We start from the raw sequence: 19,407 nt of genomic DNA, 5'->3' as shown, positions 1-19,407 counted from the left end.
TAAATGCTAAAGATAGTATATTACTTTGTTTTAGCATAGTCAAGCACAGAGTGCTAATTTTTTGAGAAAATAAAATGATTGACTTACAATCATTTATTTTGACTACATTTTTGAGCATCTATCGCAAGAACAATCATCAAAACATAAAAGGCATCTTCGTCATGTTCTATTGTTAAAGAATATGTATCACTCATATGAAAGATTTCTTTATTAATTAAACCAATAATATTTCCTGAATAATCCACGATCTGATAATCCCATTCCCAAAAATTTCCTTCTATTTGCCAATCTTTATAATCTAAAATAAATTTAGGTTTAAAGAAAGTAAACTCTTTGGTAATTTTACCAATATATTCATCATTTTCATATAAAGCAAAACGTGGTAAAAACGTTAATATTTCTTCTTTGATCGTACCAATATGTTCACCATACTTATTATAAATAAAAAGTTTATGTCCAAAACTGAGTTGTCCTTTCACTGTATAGACAGTTTCCCCCTTTTCATCATATATATCATAACTGTCTAGCCATGAAAAAATACGCTGTTTAAATAATAGTTTCATAAGATTCCCTCCAATTATTTTAATAATGTCTATTTCTTCTTGCTTTTTCAATATCTATTACGGTTGTTAAAATGACGAAATCTAAAATATCTTCCTTTAAATCAACTGAAATATCATATGTATCTAAAATATTTTATGATCTTTTTTCAATTCTTCCAATAAGATAATCATTTTCATCTTTTATTTCATAATTATATTCAACATATTCTCCACCAACATTCCATTTTCGATAATCCACTAAAAAATAAGGAATAAAATAAGAAAACCCTTTTTCTACAGCACAAATATATTCCTCATTTTTATAAATAAAAAAACAGCTGATTTAGGATCTTCTTCAATCTTAGCAACAATATTTTCATGAGCATCATATATATAAAGTTGATACATAATTGCCATTTTTTTATAATATATAACCATTCATTATTTTGATTTGTTACATAAAAGCGAAAAATAAAAGATGGTTGTTGTTTAAATAACAGCTTCATCTAGCTCACCTCTTACCCTAATTGTAACAAAAAAATAACAAAACAAGCAAAGATTATTTTGTTATAAAAATTATAAGTATTTAACTGTTTCAGCCAATTCTTTTTTTAAATGATGATTAGGAAGTGGTTCTTTTTGATTTCCATATCCTAAATCCAACATCATAACAACTTCTTCATTTTCAGGTAAATCTAAAGTTTTTTTCATTTCTTGAGGATTAAAGAAATTGATCCAACAACTATCAATTTCTGCATTATAAGCAGCTAACATTAAATGGGTGGCTACAATGGTAGCATCTTCAATTCCTGAATTTCTTTCATTACCTGGATAATCAAAAACGTTGTTTTTATCATAAGCTACAACTAAAACAGTAGGTGCATGATAACGACAAGGTGTACATGCATCTATTTTATCTAAATATTCTTTTGATTGAACAACATAGATTTTTTGTTCTTGCAAGTTTTTAGCCGTTGGAGCAACTCTTCCTGCTTTCAATATTCCCATTAATTTTTCTTTTTCTATTTGTTGTGTAGAAAAATCTTTACATGAATATCTGTTTTGAATAACATCTTTAAATTCCATAATATATCTCCTATCTTTTTTATGATTTTTTTATTTTCTAATAAATATATTAAATATTTGAGCATAATGTTGTAAAAAAAATTCTCAAATACTTGATGTTTTCTATAGAAAAAAGGTTATTAAATAACTTTAAGAATTTTTTTGCTTTCAAACTCTCTTCTTTATCTTCTTAATCATGTTCTTACTTTTTATTGATTTAATTTCTATATAAAAAGCCGTGGAGCTTCAAATTTTACGTAATTGGAACGAAGTCATCCACGACATATATAATAGTATATATTTCAACTTAACAAAAGAAAAAACTGTTGATTTTTATTTTTTCAACAGTCAAAGCAAGCCATTTTATTTGACTTGCTTTTTCTTGCTTAAATATTAACTTATTAATTAATAATTCTTAAAACGTCCTCTTCATTTGTAATATTAAATATATTACGTGTTAATATATTTAGTTTTTCTAATGTTGCACTTGTTAGTTTTAATTCTAGATTATTTGAAATAGTTCCTAGTTTGATTTCTAATTGCTTTTTTAGTGTACTTCTTTTTTCTTCGAGTTTTCCTTCACTTCTTCCAACAAGACATCTTTCATTTCTAAATCCTTCTGCCATTCTTTCCATTCCCTCACACATATCGATTTCATCTCCTTCTGGTAAGTCTCTAATTAAATCTAAACTTCCTGTAATGATGGCTGCATAAATAAAGTTATCTCTATTCATCTTTATTCTTCGATGTAATCCCTCATAGTTTCCTTTATACATCTCTTGGATGGCTTCTATAAAATATCTTGTTTGTTCATCTTTGATCTTACTGGTATCTATTTCTTTGACATCAACAAATATAAATTTCCATTCATTTATATATGCTTTTAATTCTTCTGGTATATCAAAATAATTACTTAGTTTTACTGGGGCATTCCATTTCTTATCTCCCGTATAAAAAACGATCATAACTTGAGGAACTAATCCTTTAATCTTTTTGTTTTTTAACTGTTTTAAATACTCCATCATTTCATAGTTGCCACATCGTATCACCATGTTCTTATCAATCGTACTTTGATGTTCAATACTAAGAAGACAATAGACACCATTGATATCCGTTTTTACGTCAATGTCCCTTCTTCTTTTTTTATCTTCTGCACTTTTTGTATCATCAATAATAAGTGACATATCATTTTCATAACGTACAAGTCTTTCAGGATGAATGACTTGTTTGCCATCAAACAAGATGGCATTGGAAAAAGAAACAAAACTGATATCATTACTTAAGAAGGTACGACAGGCACTATCAGGTGTTAAGTTATTTGTTAGGATCAATTATTATTACCTGCTTTCTTTTTGATTTGAGGTAACTTATCTAGATTTGTTACAAATAAATTGTATCATATATCCTTCTCTATTTTGTCTCAAATTTAATTCAAAAATATTCCCTTTTTTATTATTTTATCTTTCCTTTTTTCTTCTTTTAATGGACGGATTATCCAAAAAATAATTGTTTCTTATACAATAAAAGCCTGTCAACAAATGATTTTGTCAACAGGCTAAAATACATATTACTAGTCTAAATCAGCACCAATTATCCCCTATACTATAGTTTTCTATAAACCCTTATAAATACTCATTTATTTATATACAATTCTATATAATTTCTATTGATTTTTTACTGTTTTTTAGCTTCATTCGTCCATTTGTCGTCCACAAAAACAAAAAAGAACCTACTCAAAATTGAGTAGGTTTTATGTACATTAATATTAACCGTGTTTGTAAGCAGAAAAGTCATGATCTATACCAAAAATATGAAATATAGCCTTACATTTCTTACTTCTATATCCAATCAAGCGATATTTATTTCCTCCAAATCTAATAACCCATACTTTAGTATCTCTAGTAAGGTTTAATTCATTTTGAGGATCTAGTGCATTAAAATTGATTTGTGAGTAATCTAGCAATTCTCTTCCACCTTGAAATTTATTCTTACTTCTCAAGGATTCCCACCCATCAATACTCATTCTATTTAAACAATCATGAAACGCATTTAAAACATCTATATCGTCTCTAAAATTCCTGCTTCCTTTAAATCCTTTTAAATTATAATTATCTTGATTTGTAAGATACTTAAAAGAAAATAATATCGTATCATGTTCATTCATGAATAAACATTTCATTTTCACGTCTAATTTAGATAATTTATTATTTTCTTGCTTTCGTTTTAATTTAGCCATCAATCAGTAATATATGTTTCTTCAAAATATTCTTTTATTAAATGTAAAGGAATTACTTCGTTTCTTTGTGTTTTTAACCAAGGGTCTTCTTGATGTGTCATGTTTCTTAATCCCCATGCAGAATACTTTCCAAAAATATCATACACTTCTTCTAAAATTGCGGTTGTATCCTTGTCAATAGAACTATCATAATCTCCTTGATATTCTATTCCATTTGATCCGTTATTTTTATATTTATGGTAGATTTCTTCTACAACAGGACCATGTGCCCAATTTACAATTTGTTCATTAAATAATGGTTCGTTTTTTAATGCTAAATAACATCCTTGAGCATAATACAATAATTTTTGCAATTTTAAATTAGATATCAAATCAGCATCTTCCTCTTCTAGGATTTTGTCATTGTACCACAAAAACCACTTTGCTACTGTCAAAGCAGAATACTTTCCTTTCATAATTTTTCCCTCCATACAACAATTCACATAAACATTAAGTTATTCACATTTTCAACGTTATTATATCAAGGCTATTCACAATTTGGCAATATTTTTCTCGTTTAGAAACCTTTTATACTCCTTTATACCTCTTCATATTGTTATAAAACACTCTATATTGTGTTAAAATTCACTATTTTATTTATATGCTATTTTTCCATAAAAAATACATTAAAAATAAAAAAAGAACCTACCCAAATTTATGAGTAGGTCTTTTCATGCAATTATTAGTTAATAAATAAGGTTGTAGATTTTTTCGAAGAATAGATAATATTACATTTCACTTTTTTTATTAACTAATACAACAAATGTGCATATATATTATACAATAAATTAAACTTTTCTTAAATAGTCTCCTGATAACCATCCACTAGGCGTTCTTGCCCACCCATTTTTCCATTCATATACTGTTACTCGTGTTCCTTTATCTAAACATCCATCTTTGTCTTTATCATGTTTTTTACCATCAGCTGTTAATTCATCATGTCTTTTTCTACGATAATTAGTACCAGGACCAGTTCTAACTGATAGATCACTAGCTGTAACTTCATATGTTCCAATTGCTTTCCCACTTGTAGATGGTTTAGCTGCAGGAGTTGGTGATGGTGTAGGTTTTGGAGCAACAGTTCCATTTACAATTTCATTAAAAGGAAAATTTGTTCCTGGACAATTAGTAGAACATACATCTTTATGTTTTTGGACTTTAGAAATACCATACTTATTTTTTAAATAAGCTACTAATTCTCTACCAGCATTGATTTGAGTTTGATTCATTGTTTCTGTCATGTATGAACCTTCAAAACAAATACCAATAGAATCACTATTAGAACCTTTAGCGTGTGATCCAACAACACCTTCAGGTCTACCTCTATAAATAGATCCATCTTTTCTTACAAAGAAATGATACCCAATACCTGCCCATCCATTTGCTAAATGCCAGCTATGAATATCATCTGCAGTACATGATTTTGATTCAGCGTGGTGTAAGATGATTCTCTTTGTTGAAGTTCTATTTTTTAAACTACCTTTCCAGTTATATGTTTTTTCAATAATATTCATTTTTTATTTCCTCCTATAATTCAACATTTTCCATAACTGCCCTAGCTTCTAAAACAGCAATATAATCTCTCATAGTTTTTAATTGTAAATCATATGTGCTTCTAGGGCATGTTGGTTTAAAAGATAAACAACCTCTATCCCAATTTTCAATCATTCTATTTAAGCCGTTATATCTAATAACAAGTTGTTCGTATTCAGCTTTAAATCTCTCTTTATAATCTCTACTAATCATTCCTAAAGCAGTTTGAGGTAATGCATTTGCATCATATTCTCTATATGATTCATCAAATGGATTTTTAGGAGACCAGCTTTCATAATCGTTAGAATATTTAACTAAATATCCTTCATCTTTTGGATCTTCATCTTTTGGAATAGTCCATCCACGATAGTTGTTATAATCTCCTCTTGTCATTGGTTTTGCTTCAATTAATTTAACTCCAACATATTTTTTCATTTTCTATTCTCCTTCGTTATTTAAATTAAAAGAGTAGCCCTTTTCGACTACTCTTTCTCTTGATCTTCATCATTGTTTAACTGTTCTAACGCAGTTTTGATTTTATTTGGAATTGGAACACCTAGATTAGAAATGTTTTCTAATAGGCTAATTCCTTCATTCGCAATATAGAAATACGCTACAAGAGTTCTAAATACCCAAGTGCCACCATTTCCAAGCATACGATCTAATTCCACTCCTACAATAAGAACGGCTAGAATCATGCATTTTTTAATTAATCCTCTAAAGCCGACCTCACTATTAAGTGTTTTAATTACATAAGCATAAATTACACCTGTCATATAATCTAACACCATGAATGTAATTAAAATCTTTAAAGCTAAATCCCAGCCACCAAATAGATACGTAAAAAAAGTAGCTAAGATAGCTACTGCTGTGTTGAATGCTTTTTCCATATTATTCATTTTCCTCACCTTCTACTTAAGAAATACAACACTGTATCCTTTTTCTAAACCTACAAATGTATCATTAATTGTACTAACGGTTAACATTACATTTGCTCCAGTATAACTATCATTTTGTTGTTCATCTTTAACAACTACTCTAAATAATATATAATCTCCTGCTTTTAAATTCTTTGTATCAGTAATATAGAATTTATTAGCTTGTACATCATTAAATGTTTTTTCACTTACATCTAATGTATATACGTTTGTTTTGTTATCCATATTTTGTCTCCTTTTTTTAAGTTGTTTTGATATATTTTAATATTGCATAACCTGTTGTATCCGCAAAACCATTTGATGTACCAACTTGTAATATCAAATTAGTTTTATTGACTTGAATAGAAATACCATCATGATCATTATCCATATGAGCACGTGGCATCATATGGTTTGTATTATCAGCAAACATTACAAAAAGGTCACAACTCAACACTCGTTTTAAATTAGATATATTATGTGCTACATATTTATCTTTAGTGAAGCCACTTACGGATATAACTTTACAATATATTTTTTTTCCGTCTATCCAGTATTCACCCGTAAACTGTTCTTCAGTAGAATACTTGAAATAAACATCTTTCTTTCTAACTTTGTTTCCAAAAAACTTAATAAATTTCATTTGTTTTGATATTTACTATTAGCGATAATAGATATCAACTGTATATGTGGTGTTTTTAGGTGAACTTCCATAATACCAATCCGACAACTTAAAATAGTTACTTGTTTTGTCAAACATTATAGTCATTCCATGACTTACACCACTTGTTAAATATCCTCCAAATCTAAAAGTTAAATTATTAGTTGCAATATTTGAGCAAAGGAATGCTGGTATATAAAAAGGATATGTTAATGATCCATCAGTACCTGGAGCCATGTGGCATAAAAATAAATATTCCGTAGCTCCGTCTATTAAATTTATTGTTTGGCCAAACCTTGCACCTTTCTTTGTTTCTTTCCATATCAAAAGATCTACACCTGTTTTATTTACAACATCCTTTGCTCTAATTTTATTTCCAAAAAGTTTTATGAAACTCATTTTTACTGCTAAATTTAATTAGTCAAAATCGTGATATGTGTTTTTTGTATAATATATAATAGCAGTTACTGCGTATTTGTTCCAGCCGACACTATTATTAATTATTTGAAGACTTGTTTCGTTTATTCTTGCAAACATATCATAAAAAGTCCCTGATGTCGCATTAGAATAATAAACTACTGGTAGTTTGTAAAATGTATTATCACCTTGAATAAAAACTTCATAATCAATAAATTCATTTAAATTAACAATATCATGCTTAATATTAACTACACCAGCAGAAGATAATACACCTGTTGATTGTATAACTTTGCTATATATTTTCTTTCCATCCAACCAATATTCACCAGTCCATTGTTCTTCGATAGAATATTTAAAGTACACATCCTTTTTTCTCAAGAACATATTCTTTGGTGGTTTTAGAAATTTCATACACAATCACCACTTGGTCCACTAATTAAATTAGCGCACCTTCTTTCTTTGGAAATGCAATATTTAAATAGTAAATATCGCACCCCCCCCCGAAGATTTTAAATTCTTGCATAATAGATTTTTCCTCCTTAATCATCATCATAATTATCAGTTACTCCAAACATAAACAACTGTTCTCCATTCTCGTTGCAAAATCCATAGCCAATATTGATGTAACCCTCATATTTAGCTACTGTTCCCAATCCTATAGCATCTTTATTCTTCGATATATTAAAAGGTATTTTAGCACCTGTGATTGTGGCTGTTATACTTGCACTGTTTCCAACGGAATCTGTTACAGTGCACACTACATCATAAGAATCGTTTAATGAATAACCACTAAATACATAACTTCCTTCACTTGAAAAGCTTGTACTTTTAGAAATGTTATTTATTTTAATAGCTTTGCTTGCTATTGAATTGCCAGTTATTGCTGAATACGTAAATACTGGTTTGACACAAATATAAGTGCCACTGGATACATCCTTTGTACCGCTTGAATTACTTCTAAACGCCTCCATAGAAATAGTTGGATAGGAATACCCAGTAACATTGATTGTTTTTGTTGTAGAAGCTGTAAACCCTCTACTGTCAGTAACTGTGACTGTATATTTTAAGCTTCCACTATCCCTGATATTTGAAGTTTGACACGTATTTTTACTTCCTGCATAGCTAAAGTTATTACCACTAACCGCATAATTAGTAATTGTTGCTCCATATTTAGCTGTTGCTGAAATAGTAAATTTAATATTGGATCTATTTTGTAAACATAGACTTCCAAAGGGATCAATAATACTTGTTACAACACTATTTATAGTTGGTTCAGCGTTTGTCATCTGATATGTTCTATCGTGATAACTTGCCCAGGAACAGTTATTTGAATATAGTCCTATACGAATAGTGCATGTTTTGCCCTTACATGCTTCTCTTAACTGTTTTCTTTCATCATTAGTAAGTTCCCATGTAAACGTACCACTCGTACCACTTAATGTCCTTTTAGCGTAATGTTCTCCATTAGGATTTGGTTCCAACCAACATTCCATATTGAAGTTACCTGGATTACTGTATTTGAACCAAGGATTATCAGTATCTTTGAAAGTTGTTGGTGAATCGGTTATATTGGCTTGTCGAGGAATAGTGGTTAATGTATGTGTATATCCATTTTCACTTGAACTGAATCTATCATGACTAATCCAACCACTTACACCGATTGACTTTGAACCATCACTATTATGTCCTACAGTTACATCCCAAGTTCCTAATCGAATTGCACTGGAAGTAATTTTTTGGCCAGTACCTATTCCAGCACTATATACTGTTCCATTTATACGAGCATATACTGTACCATTACCATATGTCGTATATCCTGTATTTGTACGCCATACATCAATCCAAACACGAACAACTGATGTGTTAGAATTGATGTCATATGACAGTTCCTGCGAATTAACACTGTAATTTATATATTTATTAGTGGTTCCAAATGTTGCCATATATTACCTCCTACAAAATTAACAATCCTAAATCTTCATCATAGATAATTTGAAAAGTACCCAGGTTGATTTGTTTCATTACAACTGCTTGTGATATGTTCAATTGTTGGTTTGAAAGATAAGCAATTCTTTTATCATTTTCGTAAAATCCAAGTTCCGTATTGGACAGTCTTACATCAAAAGGACTATTGCTAGATCCTAATTTTAATATTCCTTCTTCAAACTTAGCCCATTGAGAAATTTCTTCTTTTGTAGCCACTCCCGTTAATTTATCAGTAATAGAATTAACGTTATTCGTAACCAACTGAATTGAACTGGCATTTTGAATAATTTGAGAACTAAGACTATTGATAGATGTTGTATTATTAGTAGTTGTTGTTTGCAGTTCTTCTACTAATGATGTTAATGAGTTTTTTAATTGAGTTATCGCTGAGTTATATTCAACAGATATTTCTTGTCTCATATTGTTCATATCATCAGCATAATCGTTAACAATTTCCCAAGTACCACTTGAACTGTCATATCTCTTTAAAGTTTGTGTAGTTGTATCAAACCACAACTTTGTAGTATCACTAGGTGCAGTTGCACTTCTAATGCTTGCATCATCAATTCTAATCAATGTTAGAATTGCACTAGATTTAACTGCCATATATCATCCCTCTAATTGAGCAGTATAAGTTGCTTTATTTGTTACATCACCTGCACTGACAGTAAATGCTTGACCAGTTGCAATAGAAGTTGTTCCACCATCTTTATACCATTTGATAGTTCCTAAAGCTGTAATAGCAGCGCCAGTTAATTCTGTAGCGCCTTTATAAACATGTGCAGTTAAAGTTGTGGCAATTGCGGTATTTTTAAATACATTTCCATTAGACGAAGTAATATTCATATAGATTGCATCATCACCTTTAGCACCTGTTTCCCCTTTATCTCCTTTATCACCTTTTGCCCCGTTAGCACCATTTTTAGATACAGTATAGCTAACAGCTGTCTTACCATCACTATAAGTCACTGTTACTCTTGTCCAAATATATTGCCCAGCAGTTGCTGTTGGTGGAGTTGTAGACCATCCACTAGTTGGTGTTGTTGTTCCGCTTGTTGATTGAACGTATTCAGTAACTGTTTTAGATACTGTAGGTGATGAACCATTAGCGCCTTGTCTAGCGACTGAATAAGATACTGTAGAAGTACCATCACTATAAGTTACTGTTGTTTTTGTCCATAAGTAGTTTCCTGCGCTAACTGATGGAATAGTATCTTGCCATCCACTAGTTGGTGTTGTTGTACCACTTGAAGAACCGACATATTGAATTGATTTAGATGAGATTTTAACACTTGTACCTTGAATTCCTTGATTTCCTTTAAAAGCAATAGAATAAGAAAATACTTTGTTAATAGTTACTTCATTTACCGTTCCCTCATTAACAGTTACTGGTATAGTGAAACTACCTGTTTTTGTTAATGCACTGGTTGCAGTAATTGTGATAGTAGGCATTGGAGTCTTTCCATCACTAACAGCACTAATACCTGTTGGGCATGTAATTGTACCTATTTTAGCGGGTACTGTTTCAGAACCTTGCAAAGCCATTACTTGTGTGCTTGTTGTTTGAGTTCCATTAACAGCAGTAGTAGTTCCTAAAAATGTATAGTTATCATTTGTCAATACAACGGTATACCCATCCGTCATATCTAATAAATCTACTTGATTACTTGCTTTGATTGCCATATTCTTTTATTCCTCCAAATTTAATTCACAGTTGAAAACTGCTTTCTTATTTATATCTCTTGGACTTATAGTAAATATAAATCCTTTATCATTTATTCTTGTATCTTCAATATCTATAGGTGAGAATTCTTTTTCTCCAAATTTCTTTACATGCCATTGAAGATATGCATTTTTGCCAAATCTTTTTTCCAATTGTTCAGCACTTTCAATTCTTTCAGCACCGACATAAATATGAACTGTCAATATAGTTGCAATATCACTATTTTTGAATGTATTTCCATTTGAGGATTCAATATATAGAGTTATTGCATCATCACCATAAGTTCCCATTATAAGTGGTTCACTTGTTTTTGATGAACCATCAGTATAATTTGTAACTGAATATGTCCATAGATATTTATTATTTGCATTGATAGTTTGAATAGATGTTGTCCATCCCTCACTGTCTACTCTTATATCTTTACTTTTACTTGATGCTAAATAATAGGTTGTAATATTTTGAATTCCTACTCCTTGTTCAGCTAATGAAAAATTTACATATAATCTAATCGAAGTACCTTTATATGCAACATCACAAACGTATGTTACATTAGGCAATTTGTTTGTCATAATATTTTTATTAACTGATAAAATACCATCTTTTACGATCTCATAACTACTGTCTATGTCGACTTCCTTACTATTGATTATTTTTTTATAACCAATCGTACAATTACTTAATTCTATAATTACATTACCGTCCATAATACAAGGTGTAATGATTGCTGGTGTAATGGTCCAATCAGGAATGTAAGTTCCGTTGTCATTTAATTTTTGAGTTAATGTAGTATTAGTAACGTCTAGAAAACTATTTCCTAAATGAACTGCATCACTTTCATCAACTATTGTTGTGTATCCTGTATCAAATTGAATATTGTCCAATGTAAATACACACTTGACATTAACTGACATATTAATATCATCAGGAGTTAATGTGATAAATTTACCTGTTTTGTATTTTTTATCATTTAAATACCATTGAAAACTTAGATCATTATAATTTTCAGTAACATCTTCATTAGAATTCATAACATGACATGCAATTTTAATACTTTGATTATAACTATTAAGTATAGTTGCACTAGGTACAAGATTAACAGTAATCAATGAAACATCCAAATCATCTATTTTGGATTCTATTTCATTAATCTTTGTTTTGATTTCTTCATTTGATAATGATAACTCACCCATTTTTGTATTTAGATCTTCTTGCTCTTTAGCAACAATATCTAATTTTAATTTTTCTTGGTCCTGAGTTATCTGTAATTTTCTAATTCTTGTTGAATTGGTAATTTTCTTAATAACACGTTCTTCGTTTTTTGTTGGAGTATTTCCATCAACTTCACTTATAGAAAATTCTCCACCTTTATATGTGATAGACAAATCAGTAACCATAAAATTGAATTCATCATTATAATTTACTAAACATCCTGGTAACAAGTTATCTATTGAAATCATTGATATGCTTTTTGTTGAATAAAATGTTAATCCATTTAATTGATCATATAGTTTATCAATCAAATTTTGTTCATCTGTTAAGTATAAATTATTAGAATCTAGAAATATGGTATTACCCGTTGTATCTCCTTTTTCTAATGGATTTAACCCATTTTCATAATAAATTCTAGACACGCAGTACAATTCATTTTTTTCATAGTTTGTTAACGTATCTGTTTTAGCAAACACATCCTTAGTTACTTGAACAAATTCAAGAGAGCTTTTACCACTTGCAAATACATTTGCTCCAAAAAGCTCAGCAATCCATCCTAAGTAGTTTCTAATGACAATTGTGTTATCGTACCAGGAAACCTCTTTTTCTAAGACATACGCAGGAATATTGGTTCTTACAATAGAAAAACCAGTTAGCGTTTCTATTTCATATAACTGGTCTTTAATTGTTACTGGATAAGATAATTGAGTTGCATAAGGAACATCCAATTCATAGTTATCATCATATAGTTTCAAACTCAATGACTTTGTATATTTTTCAGGTTGATCATATACTTTGAAATATCTTACATCGCTATTGTCATTTTCCTGTACTTCCCAATACTTGGTTATATCCAAATCATCAAGGATGCCATCGTAGTTATCGAATTTAAGATTCAACTGCATTGTAGGAACATTCCCGATAAGATATCCCTTTGCAAAGGCAACAGATACTTTATATTCCAATAAACGATGGGTTACATCCAAATCTCCATATTTAATAAGCATTTTCTACACCTCAATCAAAGCAAAAGAAAAAGATTGTGCTTTGAGCCCAACCTTTGTCCTTACATAATTAAATTTCTTATTTCCAGCATACATTTTTTTGGTGCCACGTATTCCATGATCAGGAATATACAGCTCCGCATTGAACTCTGCAGGAGTAACTGCATTTAGAATGCTCATGACATCTACAAATGTCTTTAGATTCCATGTCAATGTCACTTTCAACATATTTGACCTTATTCTGTTACGCCTTAAAACTCCTGTAGCGATAGGTCTAATGCTATCACCATCCAAATCTTGGATTTCAACACTGATATCAGAAGGCGTAGGTAATAATACACCATTCACTTTTATTTTAGCTTCATCGGCCATATTCTACACCTCCTAATTAATAATCGAATACTGGCTTACCAGTTTGCGCTTCAAATTCTTTGATATTATCAATCACCATTCTAGTTAAAACTTTACCATTTTCTAAAACTAAATTGATAACATAAGTACCTCCATTACCATTATCAACTTGTGGCAATCTTTCAGAAATCTTTTGAGCAATTAAGTCTAAACCTCTAGTATTTCTTTGTAAAGGGATAACTGCTTCAGTTCCTGCTTCCCCAAAGATTGCAGGAGTTGCTTTTGAAACAACTGCACCTTCAGCCAATTTTGGAATTTTTGAAATATTAAATCCTTTTCCACCGACACCTGGAACCCAATTAGGAATTTTAATTTTATTTAATCCACCAATGAAACTGTTGATTCCACTGATAATTGCATTGATTGGTGCCTTAAAAATATTTGCTAATCCACTGACGATGCTTGAAAAGATTTGTTTAACACCTTCCCATGCTTGTCTCCAGTTTCCAGTAAATACACCTCTAATAAACGTGATAATTCCATTTAGGACACCTTTTATCGTGTTCCAAATAGTTGTAACCGTTGAACAGAATGCATTAAGAGGAACACCTAATAAACCAAATGATTGTGTCCAGTCAGTTGCAAAGATATTTTTAAGAAAGCTTGAGAATCCTTCAAATATTTTTCTAATTCCTTCCCAACAACGCTTTTCATCGCCAGTAAATACTCCAACAAAAAAATCAGTCAATCCTTGGAAGATTTCAATAACATCAGGAATCAATTTGTTGATCAAATCGCCCCATGATTTGAATGTATCGCTGAATGACCCAAGAATAAAGTCAACCAATGGAGAAAGAACATTGTCCCATACCCAATTGATTGCTTTTCCAATTGCTTCAATGCCCGGTTTCCATGTATTCCATACTTCCAAGACACCTTGTAATACTACTGAAAGCACACTTACTAAGAAGTTAGCTAGTGGTGCCAAAACGTTTTTCCATAATGAAAGAGCTATAGTAAAGACTGCTTCTACTGCCTTTACAAAGACTTTTGCTATAAAGGTTGCTAAAGGAACGATAATTGTATTAAACAAATCTAATAAGAAATCAAAAATAGGAACAAGAATATTCTTATAGAAATTATTTAAAATTCCTACAAGTTCTCCTATTGAATCATTTACTAACTGTCTAAAGCTATCACTCGTTTGATATAAATAAACCAATGCGGCAGTAATCGCTGCTACAATTGTTGCAAAGTATGCTGCAGTTCCTGCTGTAACACCCAAGACTGCCTGAAATCCACCTAATATTCCACCGCCCTCAGCCATTCCTGATAAGAATGTAGAAACTACAAGACTTAATAATTGAAATGGATAAGTGACTGCAGCAATAATCGTACCCCAATTCTTGATCACTTCAAAAGTAAGGAATCCAGCAACGATACCTGCAATCAATGAAAGAATGATTGGCTTGTTTTGTACGAGCCATTCCTTGATAGAATTAATTTTCTTCAATACATGGTCGACTGCTTTATCGATACCGCTCGTATCAGGTTCTCCAAAAGCACTGTCCCAATCGATTGGATCTATATCATAGCCTCCACCACCAACGCCTCCACCTGCTCCACTGCCTGAACCACCTGAACCTGATGAATCACTTGCGCTGATTGTATTGATTTCATCAAATGATGCCAATGAGCCTAAGGCCTTTGCTGTTTTCTTAGCTTGACCCTCAGTACCTTTCAATGACTTATTTAAGCCACCAGTTGAAGCTGTAGCTTTTTTAGCTGAATCACCTGCAGCAGTAAATCCAGCACTTGCTTGTTTTGCTCCACTCTTTTTACCAAATAATTTGCCAAAAACACCTGCAATTACATTTGCTAGTGTAATGAGTTTTCCAATAATCATATTTATAACTTGAATGACTGGTGTCAATACAGCAATCAATCCATTACCAATGATTCCTAATAACTGTTTGAACTGTTCTTGCAAGATACGCACTTGGTTGGCCCATGTTCCACTTGTTTTCGCAAAGTCTCCTTGAGCCATTGATAATTGATTCAATACAAAGTTGTATCTTAAAGTTGTCAATTCAGCTTGTGACATGTCACTTACATTCTTGCTGATTCCTTGGCTCAATGCGTAAGATTGCAAGTTAGTTTGTGTCATAACGATTCCTAAATCTTTTAAGGTTTCAGTTTCACCAGTAAATACTGATTTCAATTTGATATCCGCTAACTCTTGTGAAATGTTGTAGAACGATGCAACATCCCCTGAAAGTCCAGCCAAAGAAATAGCCATATCACTCGCTTTGTCAGCACCTAGTCCCATACCTGATGCCATGGCCATGTATGTAGATGCTGTCTTTTTGGCTGAGAGTTCACTCATACCAAATTGTTGAATGGAATTTTGTGCAAACCTATCGGCTTTCCATGACATATCTCCAAAGGCTGTATCTACTACGTTCTGTACCTCAGTAATATTGGAAGCAACCTCAATCGCTTCTTTTCCTAATTTGTACAAACCAAAACCTGCAGCAACCTTTGCTACCATAGATTTAATTCCACTTACTGCTCTGCTGATTCGACCAGTAGAGCTTTCAATACTGTTAGCTGATGTTTTTGCTTCATTCGTCGCATCTTTCAATGCATTCTTGAATTTGCTTGTTTCAGCTGAGATGATAACTTTTAATTCTTCTAGTGTCTTTTTAATCATCTCCTTTAAATTTTTTATTGTAAGCATTCGCAAATTTCATTCTTCTTGCCTTAAAGTTCTCAAATTCATTTTCTTCTTGTTCAATAAGATGCTGTTTCTTTTCTTCTTCAAATAATCCAGGGTAATAATCCCATAATTCATTGATTTCAATAGCTTTATTTTCTTCACTGAAAATAACTGATATTCCTTTAAGCAGTTGATCAGCAAGAATATGATTGTCGATTGCTATTTGCTTTTGTTTTCTCTTTTCTTTTCTTCGATACGATTCGATATAGTCAGTGATTTCAAGTACCGAAGATTCCCAAAATAAAAATGAACTGATATCACAATCTAAAGCGACTGGATATAGTTCATTTATTAAATCAGATACATATTCAAATTCTATGTTTTCTACATTTGCTCTTTCGCTTCCACTAGTCTCTTGTCCATCGTTTCCGCTTGAGTTTGGGAGAAAAAACCACTTACCTGATAAATTGGCAAGAACACATCCGTCATGAATGTCATTTGAGTTCCGCCCTCTTCACAATATTTATCAAATAATTCGATGACATCATCTTCTTTGATTCCATGTTGGAACTTTTTCATTGCACCATGTGTAATCAATAACATTACTTTCAATGGTGGCAATGAACCATCATCAGCACTAGAAATAATCGTTAATAGGTTAACTCTTAATTTTGATTCTAAGCTGACAATTTCAGAAGTAGTGAGTTTTAATCTGTATTCTTTACCATCAACTTCCCAAATGGTAAAAGGTTTTCTTTTTGGTGCCTCAACGACTTCTGCTTGAACTTCTTCGGTTTCTCCACTTAATACTCCCATTTTTCAGCCTCCTAAACAATTTTTGGATCAGTAATTTTAAATGCACTTGCTAATGCAATATTTAAATCAAATTCAATAACACCATTGACACCGCCACCAGTTCTCTTAAGAGAAATTTGGCCATCGAATTCAGTAGTTGTTCCATCTTTCAATGTTTCTTTGAAAGATAAAGTTTCTCCTGATGCTTCATATGCTCTTAAAATACGATATGGACTGTCAGTTTCAGTATTTTCATATTTGAATTTGTAAGTGATGTCTCCTGGGTCTCCAATTCCCATTTCATACACTTTTTGAGAGGCTTCCAAATCAGTATTATCTACTTTTTCAGGATCCACTCCAATTTCAGGAATTTCTTTCAAGCCTTTTAATTTAGCAAAGCTTGTTACTGACTTACTCTTATATTCTAATGTTGCTCCATTCGCTAACATTTTCTACTCCTCCTTTATTTTGTGTGATAAATAAATTGTTTTTTGCAATCAATGATTGCCTCATATCTCATTTGTTTATGTTTTAAACCGCTTGGGTCAGGAACATCCGCACATGTCGTTCTTAAAAATCCTAGAGACGACATGATATCATCTACATCACATGCTGTTTGTGAAGTACTTTTCATATCCCATATGTCGATTCTAAAGCGAACAAAAGAAAGCTGTTCCTTATCATCCGTAAATTCATATGGCTTATTTTCTTCCTCAACATATTGAATTGCAGGTGTTTTGCTCCAGTTTTGTGGATAAGCATCACTTACATTTTCAACAACTTGAGACAATCCTTTATAAACGATATCTTTAACATTAATCATTTTTTACATAGCTCCCTTATTTTATTTTTAAATAGCTTTTCAGTATTTTTATTAATGGTATCTTCCTGATCATGAAGCGCAGGATACATAAAAGGCCTTGCCATTTGACCTTTAGTGTAATAACCAATGACTTCACCATCTTTATAAGCAACCTTGAAACCATACATTTCAGCTTTATCAACTGTCATCGCATCTGCAGGTATCATCCAACCTGTTTGTTTATATTTGGGTGATACTTGAGGAGAAATACCTTGATGATTGGCTTCTCCATTAGGACCAGTTCCAAATTCATAGTAAGGTGCATAAGCTGAATTAGTGTAAACAGTGGCTGTTGCCTTGTTTTCCTTGACCTCATTTTTCACCTTGACTGAACGGGCCAATGCTCCAGTATCACTGGATATCAGCAGTCTTGCTTGAGATTGAACCATCACACCTGCTTGTTTAACAGCTGTAACTGCAACCTCCTGACATGCTTGGTTGTCCAACGCTGAAAGTTTTCTTATGAGATTGCTAAAATCAGTGCTTGTCATACTCTTTCAATCTCAATTGCTTTAAATCGCTTGAAATTTTGAATGCTGATGACTTTATAGCTGATACCCTCATAATTAATCATGTCATGCTCTTTAATTGCTAGAGAGCCATAATAATGCATATTCAAGATACCATTTACACGCATACCATATAGTTCAGTTTGAAGTTTTGAAGATGCTGGCCATATAAGAGCTACATCTTCATTTGCTTCATCACTATAGGTTTCAATGACATTGCCCTCATCATCTTTTACAGCACTGTAAGTTTTAATTTGAAACTTCTTGAGACTTCTTTTTTTCATCTTTCAATCTCCTTGCCATAGCTGATAAGCGATAATTGGAAATACCTGAAAGAATTTCATCTTCACTTTGATAACTTTCACTCTCTCCACCCTCGCTATAAGATGCAAGCCCCTCGTTTCCTTGACGATTGTAAAGTGCAATGGCCAATTTCAAAACATAATCATTGAGATCATCAATCAACTCACTTCGATTGGTTTTTGATAATACAGTATTTTGAGATTTTAAAAGAAAAGAAGAAACCAATTCTTCATCAGTTTCTCCTGTTAGTTTTTTAAACTGCTCTTTTAATTTATCCATTTTTCTTTTCTTTGATTACTGCAATCAATTCATCTCTTGTAAGTGAGTCTGTATTTTCAATTCCTAATTCTGTTGCTAATGCTTTTAATTCATCAACTTTCATTTTAGATAACGGCTTATTTTCAGGAGCGTTATCATTTGCTTTTGAAGATGAAATTTCTTTGTAGCCTAAGGCTTTATATTTTTCTAACATTTCATCTTCGATAATTCTTTCAACATTGCTATTGATAATAGTTTTCATCAAAAAGACCTCC

The 19,407-nt window shown here is 31.5% G+C and carries 26 protein-coding genes; all 26 read right to left on the bottom strand.

All coding sequences use genetic code 11. The features are described from left to right. Nucleotides 1-89: 89 nt before the first annotated feature. Nucleotides 90-563: an LURP-one-related/scramblase family protein gene (locus HUU89_RS01440; RefSeq protein WP_032091335.1), complete on the bottom strand. Its 474-nt coding sequence runs from the start codon at nt 561-563 to the stop codon at nt 90-92. 273 nt (nt 564-836) lie between these two features. After that, nucleotides 837-959 carry a hypothetical protein gene (locus HUU89_RS15245; protein ID WP_317992314.1) on the bottom strand — a complete coding sequence of 41 codons (123 nt, stop codon included), beginning with the start codon at nt 957-959 and terminating at the stop codon, nt 837-839. Between the two features lie 159 nt (nt 960-1,118). Next, a complete protein-coding gene (locus HUU89_RS01435) occupies nt 1,119-1,628 on the bottom strand; it encodes a nitroreductase family protein (protein WP_175300800.1) in 510 nt (169 codons plus the stop codon). Nucleotides 1,629-2,008: 380 nt separating this feature from the next. Next, nucleotides 2,009-2,938, bottom strand: a complete 930-nt coding sequence (locus HUU89_RS01430; RefSeq protein WP_175300799.1) for an Rpn family recombination-promoting nuclease/putative transposase — start codon at nt 2,936-2,938, stop codon at nt 2,009-2,011. A gap of 434 nt (nt 2,939-3,372) precedes the next feature. Then, nucleotides 3,373-3,843 carry a hypothetical protein gene (locus HUU89_RS01425; RefSeq protein WP_175300798.1) on the bottom strand — a complete coding sequence of 157 codons (471 nt, stop codon included), beginning with the start codon at nt 3,841-3,843 and terminating at the stop codon, nt 3,373-3,375. After that, a complete protein-coding gene (locus HUU89_RS01420) occupies nt 3,843-4,298 on the bottom strand; it encodes a Panacea domain-containing protein (protein ID WP_175300797.1) in 456 nt (151 codons plus the stop codon). The genes HUU89_RS01425 and HUU89_RS01420 overlap by 1 nt, the downstream gene beginning before the upstream one ends. A 372-nt stretch (nt 4,299-4,670) precedes the next feature. Continuing rightward, nucleotides 4,671-5,396, bottom strand: coding sequence for an N-acetylmuramoyl-L-alanine amidase (locus HUU89_RS01415; RefSeq protein WP_175300796.1), 726 nt, complete (start codon nt 5,394-5,396; stop codon nt 4,671-4,673). Nucleotides 5,397-5,409: 13 nt separating this feature from the next. Next, nucleotides 5,410-5,850: a crAss001_48 related protein gene (locus HUU89_RS14615; protein WP_217498390.1), complete on the bottom strand. Its 441-nt coding sequence runs from the start codon at nt 5,848-5,850 to the stop codon at nt 5,410-5,412. A gap of 47 nt (nt 5,851-5,897) precedes the next feature. Further along, nucleotides 5,898-6,314 (bottom strand): holin family protein, encoded by a 417-nt coding sequence (locus HUU89_RS01405; protein WP_175300795.1) that lies wholly within the window; start codon nt 6,312-6,314, stop codon nt 5,898-5,900. A 12-nt stretch (nt 6,315-6,326) separates the two neighbouring features. Next, a complete protein-coding gene (locus tag HUU89_RS01400) occupies nt 6,327-6,578 on the bottom strand; it encodes a hypothetical protein (protein WP_175300794.1) in 252 nt (83 codons plus the stop codon). Between the two features lie 16 nt (nt 6,579-6,594). Then, on the bottom strand, nt 6,595-6,975 hold the full coding sequence (locus tag HUU89_RS01395) for a hypothetical protein (protein WP_175300623.1): 381 nt from the start codon (nt 6,973-6,975) through the stop codon (nt 6,595-6,597). A gap of 18 nt (nt 6,976-6,993) precedes the next feature. Continuing rightward, nucleotides 6,994-7,392: a hypothetical protein gene (locus HUU89_RS01390; protein ID WP_175300793.1), complete on the bottom strand. Its 399-nt coding sequence runs from the start codon at nt 7,390-7,392 to the stop codon at nt 6,994-6,996. An 18-nt stretch (nt 7,393-7,410) separates the two neighbouring features. Next, a complete protein-coding gene (locus HUU89_RS01385) occupies nt 7,411-7,824 on the bottom strand; it encodes a hypothetical protein (RefSeq protein ID WP_175300622.1) in 414 nt (137 codons plus the stop codon). Nucleotides 7,825-7,952: 128 nt separating this feature from the next. Next, the gene (locus HUU89_RS01380) at nt 7,953-9,356 is read right to left on the bottom strand and encodes a DUF859 family phage minor structural protein (RefSeq protein WP_175300792.1); all 1,404 of its coding nucleotides are present in this window, start codon (nt 9,354-9,356) and stop codon (nt 7,953-7,955) included. A 10-nt stretch (nt 9,357-9,366) separates the two neighbouring features. Continuing rightward, nucleotides 9,367-10,005 carry a hypothetical protein gene (locus HUU89_RS01375; protein ID WP_175300791.1) on the bottom strand — a complete coding sequence of 213 codons (639 nt, stop codon included), beginning with the start codon at nt 10,003-10,005 and terminating at the stop codon, nt 9,367-9,369. 3 nt (nt 10,006-10,008) lie between these two features. Further along, complete coding sequence (locus HUU89_RS01370) at nt 10,009-11,082, bottom strand: hypothetical protein (RefSeq protein ID WP_175300790.1); 1,074 nt, start codon at nt 11,080-11,082, stop codon at nt 10,009-10,011. Between the two features lie 6 nt (nt 11,083-11,088). Further along, nucleotides 11,089-13,338, bottom strand: a complete 2,250-nt coding sequence (locus HUU89_RS01365; protein ID WP_175300789.1) for a hypothetical protein — start codon at nt 13,336-13,338, stop codon at nt 11,089-11,091. 3 nt (nt 13,339-13,341) lie between these two features. Then, complete coding sequence (locus HUU89_RS01360) at nt 13,342-13,707, bottom strand: DUF6711 family protein (protein WP_175300788.1); 366 nt, start codon at nt 13,705-13,707, stop codon at nt 13,342-13,344. Between the two features lie 16 nt (nt 13,708-13,723). Beyond that, nucleotides 13,724-16,426 (bottom strand): hypothetical protein, encoded by a 2,703-nt coding sequence (locus tag HUU89_RS01355; protein WP_254697674.1) that lies wholly within the window; start codon nt 16,424-16,426, stop codon nt 13,724-13,726. A 363-nt stretch (nt 16,427-16,789) separates the two neighbouring features. Then, nucleotides 16,790-17,221, bottom strand: a complete 432-nt coding sequence (locus tag HUU89_RS01350; protein ID WP_175300787.1) for a DUF6096 family protein — start codon at nt 17,219-17,221, stop codon at nt 16,790-16,792. 11 nt (nt 17,222-17,232) lie between these two features. Further along, a complete protein-coding gene (locus HUU89_RS01345; RefSeq protein WP_117575841.1) occupies nt 17,233-17,649 on the bottom strand; it encodes a phage tail protein in 417 nt (138 codons plus the stop codon). Between the two features lie 14 nt (nt 17,650-17,663). Continuing rightward, nucleotides 17,664-18,023, bottom strand: coding sequence for a hypothetical protein (locus HUU89_RS01340; RefSeq protein WP_117827081.1), 360 nt, complete (start codon nt 18,021-18,023; stop codon nt 17,664-17,666). After that, a complete protein-coding gene (locus HUU89_RS01335; RefSeq protein WP_117827083.1) occupies nt 18,020-18,553 on the bottom strand; it encodes an HK97-gp10 family putative phage morphogenesis protein in 534 nt (177 codons plus the stop codon). The genes HUU89_RS01340 and HUU89_RS01335 overlap by 4 nt, the downstream gene beginning before the upstream one ends. Next, the gene (locus tag HUU89_RS01330; protein WP_175300785.1) at nt 18,550-18,855 is read right to left on the bottom strand and encodes a hypothetical protein; all 306 of its coding nucleotides are present in this window, start codon (nt 18,853-18,855) and stop codon (nt 18,550-18,552) included. The genes HUU89_RS01335 and HUU89_RS01330 overlap by 4 nt, the downstream gene beginning before the upstream one ends. Beyond that, entirely contained in the window at nt 18,821-19,153 is a 333-nt protein-coding gene (locus tag HUU89_RS01325) for a phage head-tail connector protein (protein ID WP_175300784.1), read from the bottom strand. Before HUU89_RS01325 ends, HUU89_RS01330 begins: the two co-directional genes overlap by 35 nt. Next, on the bottom strand, nt 19,146-19,394 hold the full coding sequence (locus HUU89_RS01320) for a Rho termination factor N-terminal domain-containing protein (protein WP_175300783.1): 249 nt from the start codon (nt 19,392-19,394) through the stop codon (nt 19,146-19,148). The genes HUU89_RS01325 and HUU89_RS01320 overlap by 8 nt, the downstream gene beginning before the upstream one ends. Between the last annotated feature and the right edge of the window lie 13 nt (nt 19,395-19,407).

The sequence above is a fragment of the Faecalibacillus sp. H12 genome, assembly GCF_013361255.1.
Classification (GTDB): Bacteria; Bacillota_I; Bacilli_A; order Erysipelotrichales; family Coprobacillaceae; genus Faecalibacillus; species Faecalibacillus intestinalis.
Note: the sequence above shows the minus strand (reverse complement) of the source record. Positions and strands in the feature narration are given on the sequence as shown.

Excerpts from the sequence above, each read along its gene's own strand:
- HUU89_RS01370 (WP_175300790.1), bottom strand. The coding sequence starts at position 11,082 with ATGGCAATCAAAGCAAGTAATCAAGTAGATTTATTAGATATGACGGAT.
- HUU89_RS01355 (WP_254697674.1), bottom strand. The coding sequence starts at position 16,426 with ATGCTTACAATAAAAAATTTAAAGGAGATGATTAAAAAGACACTAGAA.
- HUU89_RS01380 (WP_175300792.1), bottom strand. The coding sequence starts at position 9,356 with ATGGCAACATTTGGAACCACTAATAAATATATAAATTACAGTGTTAAT.
- HUU89_RS01395 (WP_175300623.1), bottom strand. The coding sequence starts at position 6,975 with ATGAAATTTATTAAGTTTTTTGGAAACAAAGTTAGAAAGAAAGATGTT.
- HUU89_RS15245 (WP_317992314.1), bottom strand. The coding sequence starts at position 959 with ATGGCAATTATGTATCAACTTTATATATATGATGCTCATGAAAATATT.
- HUU89_RS01405 (WP_175300795.1), bottom strand. The coding sequence starts at position 6,314 with ATGAATAATATGGAAAAAGCATTCAACACAGCAGTAGCTATCTTAGCT.
- HUU89_RS14615 (WP_217498390.1), bottom strand. The coding sequence starts at position 5,850 with ATGAAAAAATATGTTGGAGTTAAATTAATTGAAGCAAAACCAATGACA.
- HUU89_RS01345 (WP_117575841.1), bottom strand. The coding sequence starts at position 17,649 with ATGTTAGCGAATGGAGCAACATTAGAATATAAGAGTAAGTCAGTAACA.
- HUU89_RS01325 (WP_175300784.1), bottom strand. The coding sequence starts at position 19,153 with ATGGATAAATTAAAAGAGCAGTTTAAAAAACTAACAGGAGAAACTGAT.
- HUU89_RS01435 (WP_175300800.1), bottom strand. The coding sequence starts at position 1,628 with ATGGAATTTAAAGATGTTATTCAAAACAGATATTCATGTAAAGATTTT.
- HUU89_RS01390 (WP_175300793.1), bottom strand. The coding sequence starts at position 7,392 with ATGAGTTTCATAAAACTTTTTGGAAATAAAATTAGAGCAAAGGATGTT.
- HUU89_RS01320 (WP_175300783.1), bottom strand. The coding sequence starts at position 19,394 with ATGAAAACTATTATCAATAGCAATGTTGAAAGAATTATCGAAGATGAA.
- HUU89_RS01335 (WP_117827083.1), bottom strand. The coding sequence starts at position 18,553 with ATGACAAGCACTGATTTTAGCAATCTCATAAGAAAACTTTCAGCGTTG.
- HUU89_RS01360 (WP_175300788.1), bottom strand. The coding sequence starts at position 13,707 with ATGGCCGATGAAGCTAAAATAAAAGTGAATGGTGTATTATTACCTACG.
- HUU89_RS01385 (WP_175300622.1), bottom strand. The coding sequence starts at position 7,824 with ATGAAATTTCTAAAACCACCAAAGAATATGTTCTTGAGAAAAAAGGAT.
- HUU89_RS01415 (WP_175300796.1), bottom strand. The coding sequence starts at position 5,396 with ATGAATATTATTGAAAAAACATATAACTGGAAAGGTAGTTTAAAAAAT.
- HUU89_RS01425 (WP_175300798.1), bottom strand. The coding sequence starts at position 3,843 with ATGGCTAAATTAAAACGAAAGCAAGAAAATAATAAATTATCTAAATTA.
- HUU89_RS01400 (WP_175300794.1), bottom strand. The coding sequence starts at position 6,578 with ATGGATAACAAAACAAACGTATATACATTAGATGTAAGTGAAAAAACA.
- HUU89_RS01440 (WP_032091335.1), bottom strand. The coding sequence starts at position 563 with ATGAAACTATTATTTAAACAGCGTATTTTTTCATGGCTAGACAGTTAT.
- HUU89_RS01365 (WP_175300789.1), bottom strand. The coding sequence starts at position 13,338 with ATGCTTATTAAATATGGAGATTTGGATGTAACCCATCGTTTATTGGAA.
- HUU89_RS01375 (WP_175300791.1), bottom strand. The coding sequence starts at position 10,005 with ATGGCAGTTAAATCTAGTGCAATTCTAACATTGATTAGAATTGATGAT.
- HUU89_RS01330 (WP_175300785.1), bottom strand. The coding sequence starts at position 18,855 with ATGAAAAAAAGAAGTCTCAAGAAGTTTCAAATTAAAACTTACAGTGCT.
- HUU89_RS01350 (WP_175300787.1), bottom strand. The coding sequence starts at position 17,221 with ATGGGAGTATTAAGTGGAGAAACCGAAGAAGTTCAAGCAGAAGTCGTT.
- HUU89_RS01420 (WP_175300797.1), bottom strand. The coding sequence starts at position 4,298 with ATGAAAGGAAAGTATTCTGCTTTGACAGTAGCAAAGTGGTTTTTGTGG.
- HUU89_RS01340 (WP_117827081.1), bottom strand. The coding sequence starts at position 18,023 with ATGATTAATGTTAAAGATATCGTTTATAAAGGATTGTCTCAAGTTGTT.